This is a genomic window from Jiella soli, from assembly GCF_020615385.1.
Classification (GTDB): domain Bacteria; phylum Pseudomonadota; class Alphaproteobacteria; order Rhizobiales; family Rhizobiaceae; genus VKMB-3413.
On the sequence record NZ_JAJAVB010000024.1, the window covers coordinates 1 to 12,007 of the forward strand.

General features: G+C 65.3%; 14 protein-coding genes. 3 read left to right on the forward strand and 11 right to left on the reverse strand.

From position 1 onward, the window contains the following. Positions 1-144: 144 nt before the first annotated feature. From LH400_RS13535 to LH400_RS13555, 5 genes are all read right to left on the reverse strand, one after another. Complete coding sequence (locus LH400_RS13535) at positions 145-1,128, reverse strand: ABC transporter substrate-binding protein (RefSeq protein WP_229153264.1); 984 nt, start codon at positions 1,126-1,128, stop codon at positions 145-147. Between the two features lie 35 nt (positions 1,129-1,163). Then, a complete protein-coding gene (locus tag LH400_RS13540) occupies positions 1,164-2,075 on the reverse strand; it encodes an ABC transporter permease (protein WP_370638394.1) in 912 nt (303 codons plus the stop codon). A gap of 86 nt (positions 2,076-2,161) precedes the next feature. Continuing rightward, a complete protein-coding gene (locus LH400_RS13545; RefSeq protein WP_229153438.1) occupies positions 2,162-3,073 on the reverse strand; it encodes an ABC transporter permease in 912 nt (303 codons plus the stop codon). A 298-nt stretch (positions 3,074-3,371) separates the two neighbouring features. Continuing rightward, on the reverse strand, positions 3,372-3,704 hold the full coding sequence (locus LH400_RS13550; RefSeq protein ID WP_229153265.1) for a hypothetical protein: 333 nt from the start codon (positions 3,702-3,704) through the stop codon (positions 3,372-3,374). 48 nt (positions 3,705-3,752) lie between these two features. Then, positions 3,753-4,583 (reverse strand): ABC transporter ATP-binding protein, encoded by an 831-nt coding sequence (locus LH400_RS13555; protein ID WP_229153266.1) that lies wholly within the window; start codon positions 4,581-4,583, stop codon positions 3,753-3,755. 131 nt (positions 4,584-4,714) lie between these two features. Between LH400_RS13555 and LH400_RS13560 the strand changes: the two genes are divergently transcribed. Then, complete coding sequence (locus LH400_RS13560) at positions 4,715-5,131, forward strand: cupin domain-containing protein (protein ID WP_229153267.1); 417 nt, start codon at positions 4,715-4,717, stop codon at positions 5,129-5,131. Positions 5,132-5,181: 50 nt separating this feature from the next. Here LH400_RS13560 and LH400_RS13565 read toward each other — a convergent pair whose 3' ends face one another. The 6 genes from LH400_RS13565 to aptA form a co-directional block, all read right to left on the reverse strand. Continuing rightward, positions 5,182-5,535, reverse strand: coding sequence for a hypothetical protein (locus LH400_RS13565; protein WP_229153268.1), 354 nt, complete (start codon positions 5,533-5,535; stop codon positions 5,182-5,184). 1 nt (position 5,536) lies between these two features. Beyond that, on the reverse strand, positions 5,537-6,988 hold the full coding sequence (hydA, locus tag LH400_RS13570) for a dihydropyrimidinase (RefSeq protein WP_229153269.1): 1,452 nt from the start codon (positions 6,986-6,988) through the stop codon (positions 5,537-5,539). Then, the gene (locus tag LH400_RS13575) at positions 6,985-7,350 is read right to left on the reverse strand and encodes a type II toxin-antitoxin system PemK/MazF family toxin (RefSeq protein ID WP_229153270.1); all 366 of its coding nucleotides are present in this window, start codon (positions 7,348-7,350) and stop codon (positions 6,985-6,987) included. The genes hydA and LH400_RS13575 overlap by 4 nt, the downstream gene beginning before the upstream one ends. Next, on the reverse strand, positions 7,347-7,592 hold the full coding sequence (locus tag LH400_RS13580; protein WP_229153271.1) for an antitoxin MazE-like protein: 246 nt from the start codon (positions 7,590-7,592) through the stop codon (positions 7,347-7,349). Before LH400_RS13580 ends, LH400_RS13575 begins: the two co-directional genes overlap by 4 nt. 15 nt (positions 7,593-7,607) lie before the next feature. After that, a complete protein-coding gene (locus LH400_RS13585) occupies positions 7,608-8,855 on the reverse strand; it encodes a Zn-dependent hydrolase (RefSeq protein ID WP_229153272.1) in 1,248 nt (415 codons plus the stop codon). Positions 8,856-9,177: 322 nt separating this feature from the next. Next, positions 9,178-10,506, reverse strand: coding sequence for an omega-aminotransferase AptA (gene aptA, locus LH400_RS13590; protein ID WP_229153273.1), 1,329 nt, complete (start codon positions 10,504-10,506; stop codon positions 9,178-9,180). 166 nt (positions 10,507-10,672) lie between these two features. Here aptA and LH400_RS13595 point away from each other — a divergent pair, with 166 nt between their 5' ends. Further along, entirely contained in the window at positions 10,673-11,326 is a 654-nt protein-coding gene (locus LH400_RS13595; protein WP_229153274.1) for a TetR family transcriptional regulator C-terminal domain-containing protein, read from the forward strand. Positions 11,327-11,407: 81 nt separating this feature from the next. Further along, entirely contained in the window at positions 11,408-11,980 is a 573-nt protein-coding gene (locus LH400_RS13600) for a YARHG domain-containing protein (protein ID WP_229153275.1), read from the forward strand. The last annotated feature ends 27 nt before the right edge of the window (positions 11,981-12,007 follow it).

Sequence of the window (12,007 nt, forward strand, 5' to 3'; positions counted from 1 at the left end):
CTGGAACTACTTCAAAGCTGCAGGCTGCGTTGCAGATTAATCGCCCGACGCTCTAACGTCCGGCAGCTGACGATCCGGCAAGACAACGGCCGGCGCATCTCTGCGCCGGCCGCGACAAGGGGCGGAATCTGAGGCCGTCGGCCGTCAGTCCATCGACTTCATCTTGTCGGTGACCTTGCTCGTATAGGCGCCTTCCGGCGTCTTCGAGATGATCTTCTGATCGGTGAGGATCTGCACCGTGTTGTCGTAGGTCGCAGCGTCGAGCGTGCCGTCGCCGCCCGCCGTCAGCTTGTTGACCTCGTCCATCATATGCGTCTCGTGTTCCTCCGTGATCGCGCCGGTCGTGTCGTTTTCCATGACGATCTGGACGGCTTCGTCCGGGTGCTCCTGGGCATATTCCCAGCCCTTCATCGAGGCCTTGACGAAGCGGGCCATCTTATCGACGAACGCGGGATCGTCGAGCTTCGGCTCCAGCGTGTAGAGCCCGTCCTCCAGCATGGCGGCGCCCTCGTCGGAATATTTGAAGACGACGAGATCCTCCGGCTTCATGCCGGCCTCGATCAGCTGCCAGTATTCGTTGTAGCTCATGGTCGAGATGCAGTCGGCCTGCTTCTGCAGCAGCGGGTCGACGTTGAAGGCCTGCTTGAGGACGGTGACGTCGCCGCCTTCCTGGGCGTTGAGGCCGAGCTTCGACATGTAGGCGAAGAACGGATATTCGTTGCCGTAATACCAGACGCCGAGGGTCTTGCCCTTCAGGTCCTCGGGCTTCTCGATGCCGGTATCCTTCCGGCAGGTGAGCTGCAGGCCGCCCCGGACGAAGGGCTGGGCGATGTTGACCAGCGGCACGCCCTTTTCGCGCGCGACGAGCGCGGCCGCCATCCAGTCGACGATGACGTCGGCGCCGCCGCCGGCGATCACCTGCTCCGGTGCGATGTCCGGGCCGCCCGGCTTGATCGTCACGTCGAGGCCGGCGTCGTCGTAGAAGCCCTTGTCCTTGGCGACGTAGTAGCCGGCGAACTGCGCGTCGGCGACCCATTTGAGCTGCAGGGTCACAGGGTCCGCGGCCAACGCCGGGCTCGTCAACGCCGCCGCGGCAAGCGCGGCACCGGCCAGAACAATCGTCTTCATTCCCTCATCTCCATGTTGATCGCGCCCGCCCCCCTTCACCGGTTCGACGGATGCCAGAATGTCGAGACCCGCTCGACGACGGATAGGAGACCATAGGAGACCGAGCCGGCGAGCGCCGCTACGGCGATCTCGGCCCAGACCATGTCGGTGTTCATCCGGCCGATCTCGACCGAGATCCGGAAGCCCATGCCGACGATCGGCGTGCCGAAGAACTCCGCCACGATCGCGCCGATCAGCGCCAGCGTCGAATTGATCTTCAGCGCGTTGAAGACGAAGGGCATCGCCGCCGGCAGTCGCAGCTTCATCAGCGTCGTCCAGTGGCCGGCGGCATAGGTGCGCATCAGGTCGCGCTCCATCTGGCCGGACGCGTTGAGGCCCGCGACGGTGTTCACCAGCATGGGAAAGAAGGTCATCACAACCACGACCGCCGCCTTGGACGGCCAGTCGAAGCCGAACCACATCACCATTACCGGCGCGATGCCGACGACCGGCAGCGCCGAGACGAGATTGCCGACGGGCATGATGCCGCGCTTCCAGAAGGGCGAGCGGTCTATCAGAATCGCCACCAGGAAGCCCGATCCGCAGCCGAGCACATAGCCGGCGATCACCGCCTTCAGATAGGTCTGGACGAAGTCGGCCCAGAGCGTCGGCGTCGAGGCGGCGAACTTGGCGCCGATCGCCGAGGGCGGCGGCAGGAGGATCGCGGGGACCTCCAGCCCTCGCACGACGAACTCCCAGAGAAACAGGAGCGTCAGTCCGAAGATCGAGGGAACGAGCACCGAGACGATGGCGCGCGCGGAGCGACCGGCCGGCTCGAGCGCCGCAAGACCGGCAGTCAGGCGCCAGGCCGACAGCCAGAAGATGACGACGATTATCGCCAGCGCCCCGCCCCGTTCGCCGGCGGCGAGCAGCGCCAGCGCGCCATAGGCCGAGGCGAGAGCGACGATTGCCGCAGCCACGATCGCAGCGGGCCCGTGGCTGCCGAAGAGTTCGCGGAGGCCGCTTCGCGAGGACGATGACTGGCGCGCAAGGCTCACGGACGGGCTCCCGTTCGTTTCAGCACCGCCCGCTCCGCAAGGCCGACCAGCCCGACGAGCAGCCCCGCCATGATCGAGGCCGCGACCAGTGCCGCCCAGATGATCGCGGTCTGGCCGTAATAGGAGCCGGCGAGAAGCCGCGCGCCGAGGCCGGCGACGGCGCCGGTGGGCAGTTCGCCGACGATCGCGCCGACCAGCGCCGCGGCGACCGCCACCTTCATCGAGGTGAAGAGGAAAGGCAGCGAGGCCGGCAGCCGCAGCTTGGCGAGGATCTGCGATTTGGAGGCCGAATAGGTGTGCATCAGGTCGAGATGCATGGCGTCCGGCGAGCGCAGCCCCTTCACCATGCCCACCGTGACCGGGAAGAAGGACAGATACATCGAGATGATCGCCTTCGGCAGAAGGCCTGTGACGTTGACGGCCGCGAGCACCACGATGACCATCGGCGCGACGGCGAGGATCGGGATGGTCTGCGAGGTGATGACCCAGGGCATCAGGCTCTTGTCGAGCGTCTTGGAGTGGACGATTCCGATGGCGAGGAGGATGCCCAGCCCCGTGCCGATCGCGAAGCCGAGGAGCGTCGAGGAGAGCGTCACCCAGGCGTGGTAGAACAGCGAGCGGCGCGAGAGCGGGCTGACCGTCGCCGTGGTCTTCCAGATCTCGGCGGCGATCTGGTGCGGCGCCGGGAGCACCGCACGCTGCGCCGAAAGGGTCGCGGCGAGATGATCGCCGAACGGCACCACCCCGTCACCCATCCGCGCCAGCCGGTCGCCCTCGGTCTGCCAGTTGAGGAAGATTGCTCCGACATACCATAGGATCAGGATCACGAGGCAGACAGTCAGGACCGGAAAGGTGCGGCCCCCGGCGATGCGCCGGCCGAGGCGCCGGACCGGGCCGTGATAGCCGATGGCGGCACCAGGTTCGGCGATGGGGGTGCCTGACGAAGCTGAGGTCACGATGGCCACCGTCCGATCTGCGACGACCGTCCACCCCCCTCTGTCCTGCCTGACATCTCCCCCACAAGGGGGGAGATTGGTCCTGCTCCGACGTCTTCGCCCAGCTTCAATCGCTGAGACTGGCGCTCGCGTCTGCAGGAGCCTGCCATATCCCAAAGCTGCTGATCTCCCCTCTTGTGGGGGAGATGGGCGGCAGCCCAGAGGGGGGTACGCAGGCGCCGACATCTCCTCGAATGATCGAAATCCACCCTCACCCCTTCGCCGCCGGCCAGACCATCAGCACGAAGCCGACGAGCCCAAGCCCCATGCCAATCAGCTGCGTCACCGGCGGGCGCTCCTGGAAGACGGCGAAGGCGATGATGTTGATGAGGATCAGTTGTGCCACCGAGGAGGCGGAGATCGCGACGCCGAGACCGCTCTCGCGCATCAGCTTCACCATCATCAGATTGCCGACGCAGTAGAGCATCAGCGATCCCGCCAGTACGAGAGGGATGCCGTTGGAGACGTAGGACCGGGTCGCCGACGCCGCCGCGAGAAAGACGGGTACCGCTCCCGCGAGCCACAGGATCGCCGCCGAGTTCATGAAGAAGCCCTTCCCCCGAAATCACAACGCGCTCACCGTACACCGGGGTCAGTCCCCATAGCCATGCCCGGCCCGCAGCCCCTCACGCACCCTGTGGGCGATCTTCAGGAATTCCGGCGTCTCGCGGATCTCGAGCGGGCGTTCGGTTCCGAGGTCGCAATCGATCACCTCGTGGATGCGGCCGGGGCGCGGGCTCATTACCACGATGCGGGTCGAGAGGAACACCGCCTCGGGAATCGAGTGGGTGACGAAGACGATGGTCTTGTTCGTCTTCGCCCAGAGCTTCAGGAGCTCTTCGTTCAGATGGTCGCGCACGATCTCGTCGAGCGCGCCGAAGGGCTCGTCCATCAGGAGGAGATCCGGGTCGAAGGCCAGCGCACGGGCGATCGAGGCGCGCTGCTGCATGCCGCCCGACAGTTGCCAGGGAAATTTCTTGCCGAAGCCCGTGAGCCCGACGAGGTCGAGCCCGGCGGCGACCCGGCGCTCGCGGTCGGTCGCGGAAAAACCCATGATTTCCAGCGGCAGCGCGATGTTCTTCTCGATCGTGCGCCAGGGATAAAGCGCCGCGGCCTGGAAGACGTAGCCATAGGCCCGCGCCCGCCGCGCCTCGTCCGGCGTCATGCCGTTGACCGAGATGGTGCCCGATGTCGGCTGCTCCAGATCGGCGATGACGCGCAGAAGCGTGGTCTTGCCGCAGCCGGACGGACCGATCAGCGAGACGAACTCGCCGCGCCTTACGGTGAGGTCGACATCCTTCAGCGCATGGACCGGGGTGTCGGCGGTCTGGAACACGAGGTTCAGGTCGCGCGCCTGGATGACGGGCGATGCGGCGGCGCCCGCAGCTGCGGCGACGGACGGCGATACGGCGGCTTCAGGCATTCGCGGCTCCGCTGGCGTGAGGTTTTCGCTCGCAACGGAATCGGCGATGAGCCCGTGCCTCGTCTGCGATATGATGTGCCTCGAACGGCCCGGCCTGCATGCCGCGGCTCGGGCAAGGAAGGAGTGTCACCATGAGCGATCCGAAGACGGGTGCGGAGTGCCGACTGGTCCGCGCTGACGGGACATATGACGGCAAGCAGGGCTTCCGATACGTGGCCGGCATCTCGGCCGAGAGCGTCGGATCAACCGCCATCTGCATGCATCTTCTGACGATCCCGCCCGGCGGGCGTGCCAGGGCGCATCTTCACGAGAGCCACGAGACGGCGATCTACGTCATCAGCGGCGTCTCCGGCACATGGTATGGCGAGCGGCTGGAGCAGCACGCGGTGGTGGCCGCGGGCGACCTCTTCTACATTCCGGCGGGCGTGCCGCACCTGCCCTACAATCCCGGCCCGGAACCCTGCGTCGCCGTCATCGCCCGCACCGACCCGAACGAGCAGGAGAGCGTCGTGCTGCGGCCCGATCTGGAGGGGCTGGTACGGGCCTGATCCTGCAGTCGATCCGAGCCAGAGGGCGCCCCCGAGGGGGCTAGGACGCCTCATGATCTCGGATCGTAGATCTGACAGACAGACGTCTTGTCATCGAACGGCCATCGGACCTTCGCGCGGTTGTTAGTGTCCCAGGAATACTCGCGACTCTCCATCTGCGCCCCCACCAAATGCCCAAATGTCTTCAGCAAATGGTCGTCCGAGAGAAGAGCTTTTGTCAGAGCTTCGTCGAGGATTGCTAGCAGGGGAGCCACTGCTGGTCGCCCCTGCCCCGTGGCGATTTCCAGAAGCTCCGAATGCTTCTCAATAAGGAGCGTCAGCTGTTGAGCCTCCGCCGTCTGGACCTTTGCCCTGAAGATCGAACTGAAGTCCTCGATCTTCCGCCCCAGGATAACTTGCTCCATATCACACCCCGCTCATCGGAATACCCGACCGCTCGACCTTGCGCGGTGCGGTCAGCTCCTTCCAGGTCGACAGCGCCTGGTTGACCGGCGCATTCGCGGGGCGCTCGACGAAGCGGCCGTCGCCCTTCTCGGCGCGTACGTCGCCTTCCTTGTAGACGAGCTTGCCGCGCGAGACCGTCATCACCGGCAGGCCGGTGACCTCGATTCCCTCGAAGACATTGTAGTCGATCGCCGATTTCTGGGTCTTCGCCGAGATCGTCTTCGTCGCCCTGGGGTCGAAGACGATCAAATCGGCGTCGGCGCCGGGGAGGATCGCGCCCTTCCTGGGATAGATGTTGAGGATCTTGGCGATGTTGGTCGAGGTCACCGCAACGAACTCGTTCATCGTCAGCCGGCCGGTGACGACGCCTTTGGTCCAGAGCACGGCGAGCCGGTCTTCCAGGCCGCCGGTGCCGTTCGGGATTTTGGTGAAGTCGTTGAGGCCCATGCGCTTCTGCTCGGTGGTGAAGGCGCAGTGATCGGTGGCGACGACCTGGAGCGAGCCGGCCGCGAGCCCCGCCCAGAGCGAATCCTGGTGGGACTTGTTGCGGAAGGGCGGGCTCATCACGCGGCGGGCAGAGTGGTCCCAGTCGGCGTTGAAATATTCGCCTTCGTCCAACACGAGATGCTGGATCAGCGGCTCGCCATAGACCCGCATGCCCTTCTGCCGGCCACGGCGGATCGCCTCATGCGCCTGCTCGCAGGAGGTGTGGACGACATAGAGCGGCACGCCGGCCTGATCGGCGATCATGATCGCCCGGTTTACGGCCTCGCCCTCGACTTCCGGTGGCCGCGAATAGGCGTGGCCCTCCGGGCCGTTGTTTCCCTCGGCCATCAGCTTCTGCTGGAGGAAGGCGACGACGTCGCCGTTCTCGGCATGGACCAGCGGCATCGCTCCGATCTCGGCGCAGCGGGTGAAGGACGCGAACATCTCGTCGTCGTTCACCATCAAGGCGCCCTTGTAGGCCATGAAGTGCTTGAAGGTGTTGATGCCGGCCTCGACCACCTTCGGCATCTCGTCGAAGAACTTCTGGCCCCACCAGGTGACGCCCATATGGAAGGAATAGTCAGTGCGCGCGGGCCCGGCCTTCTGGAACCATTCCTGCAGCGCATCCATCGGCCCCTGGTCCGGCGCCGGCAGGCAGAAATCGACGGTCATCGTCGTGCCGCCGGCCAGCGCCGCCGCCGTGCCGGTGTCGAAGTCGTCGGCGGAGAACGTGCCCATGAAGGGCATTTCCATATGAGTGTGCGGATCGATCCCGCCCGGCATGACATAGGCGCCGGAGGCGTCGATCACCTCGTCGCCGGAAAGGTCCGGGCCGATCTCTGCGATCTTGCCGCCGTCGATCAGGATGTCGGCCCTGTAGGTGAGATCGGCGGTGACGATCGTGCCGCCCTTGATGACTGTGGTCATGGCAACTTACCCTTTCCGGAAACTATGCTGAGCGCGTGCTGCAGAGACAGGACGTTGATCAGAGCAAATTCGATGCGAGCCAAATCCTCGGCTTCCAAATGTCCCACTTTCAGCCCGACCTGCTGCGGCAAAGCGGCAGACAGCCGGTCGATCATCGCTTGAGAGCGAACCTGCAGGCCGTTTGCCTCGCTTGGCTCGATGTCGACGCGGATCATAGGCGCGTCCGATAACTCGCTCGTCAGAGGACAGACGAGCACGGGACGACCAGGCACGATGAACTCCGTCGCATGCAGAATGATGCTGGGTCTGGGTTTCGATGCCAAACCGCGAAGTGACGCTCCGAAGACGTCGCCGCGCCTCATGGGGCCTCGTCACCCCAGATGCCGGATTGCACATAAGTGAGCCAGTCGTCGATTTCGCCGTCTCGCAAGTCAGCTTCAGCGGCACTTCCCGCCTGACGCGCTGCCTCTTCGCGATAGGTCGGGTTGTTGCGGTCGATGACCCAGACCTCGATCGGCCGCCATCCCTTCGCCACGAGGTCGCGGCGTTGCTCGTCCGTCAGTTCCCTCGGGCGCCCCATGGCCGCCTCCTCATCATCTGCCAATCGGCCGACGGTATCCTACTCCACCACCCCCGCCGTCTCCACCACGGCATGCATCAGCACATTGGCCCCCGCCGTCGCCCACTCCTTCGAGATCTCCTCGGCCTCGTTATGGGAAAGCCCGTCGACGCAGGGGCACATGACCATCGCCGTCGGCACGACGCGGTTGATCCAGCAGGCGTCGTGACCGGCGCCGGAGACGATGTTGGTGTGGCTGTAGCCGAGCCGCTCGGCGGCGTCGCGAACCGCCTTGACGCAATCCGCGTCGAAGGTCACCGGGTCGAAATGGCCGACCTCGTCCACCGAGGCTTCGATGTCGAGCGCTTCGGCGATGAGGTCGATGCCGTCCTCGATCCGCTCGCGCATCGTGTCGAGCGTTTCCTTCGACGGCGAGCGGATGTCGATGGTGAACACGCACTTGCCGGGGATGATGTTGCGCGAGTTCGGATAGACGTCGATATGGCCGATCGCGCCGACAGCGTTCGGCTGATAGTCCATCGCTACCTCGTGGACCAGTTCGGTCACCCTTGCCAAGCCGAGGCCGGCATTGCGGCGCTTTGGCATCGGGGTCGAGCCGGTGTGGCTCTCCTTGCCGGTAAGCGTCACCTCCAGCCAGTAGAGGCCCTGGCCGTGGGTGACGACGCCGATGTCGATGCCCTCGTCCTCCAGGATCGGCCCCTGCTCGATGTGAAGCTCGAAGAAGGCCTTCATCTTGCGGGCGCCGACCGGTTCGTCGCCCTCCCAGCCGATGCGCTTCAATTCGTCGCCGAAGCGCTTGCCCTTGGCATCGACCTTGTCCTTCGCCCAGGCCTCCTCGTGAACGCCGGCGAAGACACCGGAGGCGAGCATGGCCGGCGCGAAGCGCGTGCCCTCCTCGTTCGTCCAGTTGGTGACGACGATCGGGTGCTTCGTCCTGATGTTCAGATCGTTGAGCGTGCGCACCAGTTCCAGCGCACCGAGGACGCCGAGCACGCCGTCATACTTCCCGCCGGTCGGCTGGGTGTCGAGATGGCTGCCGACATAGACGGGCAGCGCGTCCGGATCGGTTCCCTCGCGGGTGAAGAACATGTTGCCCATGGTGTCGACGCCCATGGTCATGCCGGCGGCCTCGGCCCAAGATTGGAAGAGCTTGCGCCCCTCGCCATCCTCGTCTGTCAGCGTCTGGCGGTTGTTCCCGCCGGCAACGCCCGGGCCGATCTCCGCCATCTCCATGATCGAGTCCCACAGCCGGTCGCCATTGATCTGGAGGTTGGAGAGTTGGCTCATGGGGCATGTCCTTTTCGGAAAGGCTAAGTAATGAGGCTGGGCGTTCCGTCATCTCATCGCGGGTGACGTTCCCGATCCAAAAACGGTTGGCGTCGGACATCTCGACTTCGTCATTCTCTGGCCCCGTCCCGAGAATCCAGAGATCGTCGGGCACCGTTCATCCCGGGCTGAAAATGCGGAAGCCGCCGATGCTGCGGCGGTTGCACCTGGATTCTCGGGACGGGGCCCGAGAATGACGAGGCTTCGGTGGCGGCGCCATTCCCATCATCATGCCGAGGCACTGCACCGCTCGCCACGGCCCAGAAAGGGAACGACTCCATCATCAGTCCAGCCCGCCCACAATCCCCTTCAGCGTATCCACGATCTCTCCAATCTGATCCTCGCTCACCATCAGCGGCGGCGACAGCGCGATGATGTCGCCCGTCGTGCGGATGAGCAGCCCCTCTTCGAAGGCCTTCACGAAGGCCGAGAAGGCGCGCTTCGTCGGCTCGCCGGCGATCGGTTCGAGTTCGATCGCGCCGATCAGGCCGATGGTGCGGATATCGGTGACGTGGCGGGTGCCCTTCAGCGAATGGATGGCCTCCGCCCAGACCGGCTCCAGCGCCTTCGCCCGCTCGAACAGGCCCTCTTCCTGATAGGTCTCGAGGGTGGCGAGACCTGCCGCCGCCGCGATCGGATTGCCCGAATAGGTATAGCCATGGGCGAATTCGATCATATGCTCGGCGCCGCCCATGAAGGCGTCGTAGATCTGATCCTTCACGAAGACCGCGCCCATCGGGATAACGCCGTTGGTCAGGCCCTTGGCGGTGACCATGATGTCCGGCGTCACCCCGAAATAATCGGCCGCGAACGCCGTGCCCATGCGCCCGTAGCCGGTGATCACCTCGTCGAAGATGAGGAGGATGCCGTGCTGGTCGCAGATCTCGCGCAGGCGCTTGAGATAGCCCTTCGGCGGCGGCAGCACGCCTGTCGAGCCGGCCACGGGCTCGACGATCACGGCCGCGATCGTGGAGGGATCATGCAACGCGACGATGCGCACCAGATCCTCGGCGAGCTCGACGCCGTGCTCGGTCTCGCCCTTCGAATAGCCGTTGCGGTCGGGATCGTGCGTATGGCGCATATGGTCGACGCCGGTGAGCAGCGTACCGAACATCTTGCGGTTGCCGACGATGCCGCCGACCGAAATCCCGCCGAAATTGACGCCGTGATAGCCGCGTTCCCGCCCGATCAGCCGGAAGCGGGAGCCCTCGCCCTTCGCCCGTTGATAGGCGAGCGCGATCTTCAGCGCGGTCTCGACGGATTCGGAGCCGGAATTGGTGAAGAAGACATGGTCGAGCCCTTCGGGCGCGATGGTCGTCAGCCGCGAGGCGAGTTCGAAGGCCTTGGGGTGGCCCATCTGGAAGGCTGGCGCATAGTCCAGCTCGGCGGCCTGGCGCTGGATCGCCTCGGTAATCTTCGGCCGGCAATGGCCGGCATTGACGCACCACAGGCCGGCCGTGCCGTCCAGAACCTTCCGCCCGTCCGAGGTCGTGTAGTGCATGTCCCGGGCAGCCACGAACATGCGGGGCGCCTTCTTGAACTGCCGGTTCGCCGAAAACGGCATCCAGAAGGCTTCGAGGTTATTGGGGACGATCTTTGCGTGCTCGGTCATGACGCCCTCGCCTTCCGGCGCGCCGACGACCGTCGAAACCCCGGGATTCTTGACTAAATGGTCAAAATGGAGGCTAGAAGGTCCCTCCGGACCGGTCAAGCGGCTTTGCAGCGTCCGTGTGCAGATCACGTCGCTGCAGAGAAGACGAGCAGAGGGGACGCGGCCAATGGACGCCACGGTCGATACCGGTCGGGACAGGGAGGATCGGCGCGAGACCCGCATCCAGGCGATCAATCGCGAGATCATTCTGGAGGCTGCGCTCGACGTCTTCTCGGTCCACGGATTCCGGGGCTCGACGCTCGACCAGATCGCCGGCCGCGCCCGCATGTCGAAGCCCAACCTCCTGTATTATTTCCGCCGCAAGCAGGACATCTACCGCGGCGTTCTGGAGCGCATCCTCGCCGACTGGCTGGCGCCCCTGGAGGCGATGGATCCGGCGGGCGATCCAATCGAAGAACTCAGGCGCTACATCACCGAAAAGCTCCGGATGTCGGCGGAAAGACCGGCCGCCTCGCGGCTGTTCGCCAATGAGATCCTTGCCGGCGCACCGGTGGTCTCCTCGTTCCTGGAGACCCGACTGAAGAGCCTGGTCAACGAGAAGGCCAAGGTCATCCGGGACTGGGTCTCCGCCGGCCGGCTCGCCCCGGTCGATCCCTACCATCTGATCTTCACGATCTGGGCGACGACGCAGCACTACGCCGATTTCGACCTGCAGATCCGGGCCATTCTCGGAAGCCAGGTGGATCGTCCCGGCTTTCGCGAGCAGACGGCCCAGGCGGTCCTCACCATCATTCTCAACGGTGTCAGACGCCGGGACTGACCCCACGACCTTCGCCATTGCCGGAAAGGCGGCTCGCCCGTAGGATCTGCGCCTGATCGCACAGACAGGGTGACGGCTCCCATGCGGCCATATCTGCCGCTCTTCGCACTCCTTATTGCCTGCCCCGGCCGATCGCTGGCAGCGGACAAGTTCTGCGAGCGCCTATGGGTCGCGCGCAACGCCATCTTCGACCGGGCGGGCCACTGCTTCTCCTCCCCGCTCGGCAAGGCGGTCTTCGACGATGCCGACTGCCGGCCGGGCAAGACCTCCCTGACGGCGGAAGATCGGGCGGAGGTGGAGAGGCTGCAGGCGGCCGAGCGGCAGCGCGGCTGCAGGATCGACACGCAGAAACGGACTCTCGATATCGACGACGCGCCACAAATAAGGGCCCTGGCGGTGTTCGGCCTGCCGGGCTCGTTCGAGTTTTCCTGCATCCGGTTCCGCGGGCCCGATCCGCTGCCGCTTTATTCTGCGCCGTCGGGGAACGCGGCGACCGTCGGGCGGATCAAGCCGGGCGAGAACGTCCTCTTCGAATATGCCGAACGAGACGGATTCGAACTCGCCGCGGTCGGCGGCGGACGAACGGGCGAACCGGTCCGGCTCGGATGGGCGCGGATCGACGTGACGCGGGACTGCGAGGACTTCGCCGACTGAGGATCGCGCTCGGCCAACGGTCCGGCG

What these genes read in the sequence shown, in the direction of transcription:
- hydA (WP_229153269.1), bottom strand. Translation starts at nt 6,988, where the DNA reads ATGACCACAGTCATCAAGGGCGGCACGATCGTCACCGCCGATCTCACC.
- LH400_RS13565 (WP_229153268.1), bottom strand. Translation starts at nt 5,535, where the DNA reads ATGGAGCAAGTTATCCTGGGGCGGAAGATCGAGGACTTCAGTTCGATC.
- LH400_RS13575 (WP_229153270.1), bottom strand. Translation starts at nt 7,350, where the DNA reads ATGAGGCGCGGCGACGTCTTCGGAGCGTCACTTCGCGGTTTGGCATCG.
- LH400_RS13555 (WP_229153266.1), bottom strand. Translation starts at nt 4,583, where the DNA reads ATGCCTGAAGCCGCCGTATCGCCGTCCGTCGCCGCAGCTGCGGGCGCC.
- LH400_RS13585 (WP_229153272.1), bottom strand. Translation starts at nt 8,855, where the DNA reads ATGAGCCAACTCTCCAACCTCCAGATCAATGGCGACCGGCTGTGGGAC.
- aptA (WP_229153273.1), bottom strand. Translation starts at nt 10,506, where the DNA reads ATGACCGAGCACGCAAAGATCGTCCCCAATAACCTCGAAGCCTTCTGG.
- LH400_RS13535 (WP_229153264.1), bottom strand. Translation starts at nt 1,128, where the DNA reads ATGAAGACGATTGTTCTGGCCGGTGCCGCGCTTGCCGCGGCGGCGTTG.
- LH400_RS13560 (WP_229153267.1), top strand. Translation starts at nt 4,715, where the DNA reads ATGAGCGATCCGAAGACGGGTGCGGAGTGCCGACTGGTCCGCGCTGAC.
- LH400_RS13600 (WP_229153275.1), top strand. Translation starts at nt 11,408, where the DNA reads ATGCGGCCATATCTGCCGCTCTTCGCACTCCTTATTGCCTGCCCCGGC.
- LH400_RS13550 (WP_229153265.1), bottom strand. Translation starts at nt 3,704, where the DNA reads ATGAACTCGGCGGCGATCCTGTGGCTCGCGGGAGCGGTACCCGTCTTT.
- LH400_RS13595 (WP_229153274.1), top strand. Translation starts at nt 10,673, where the DNA reads ATGGACGCCACGGTCGATACCGGTCGGGACAGGGAGGATCGGCGCGAG.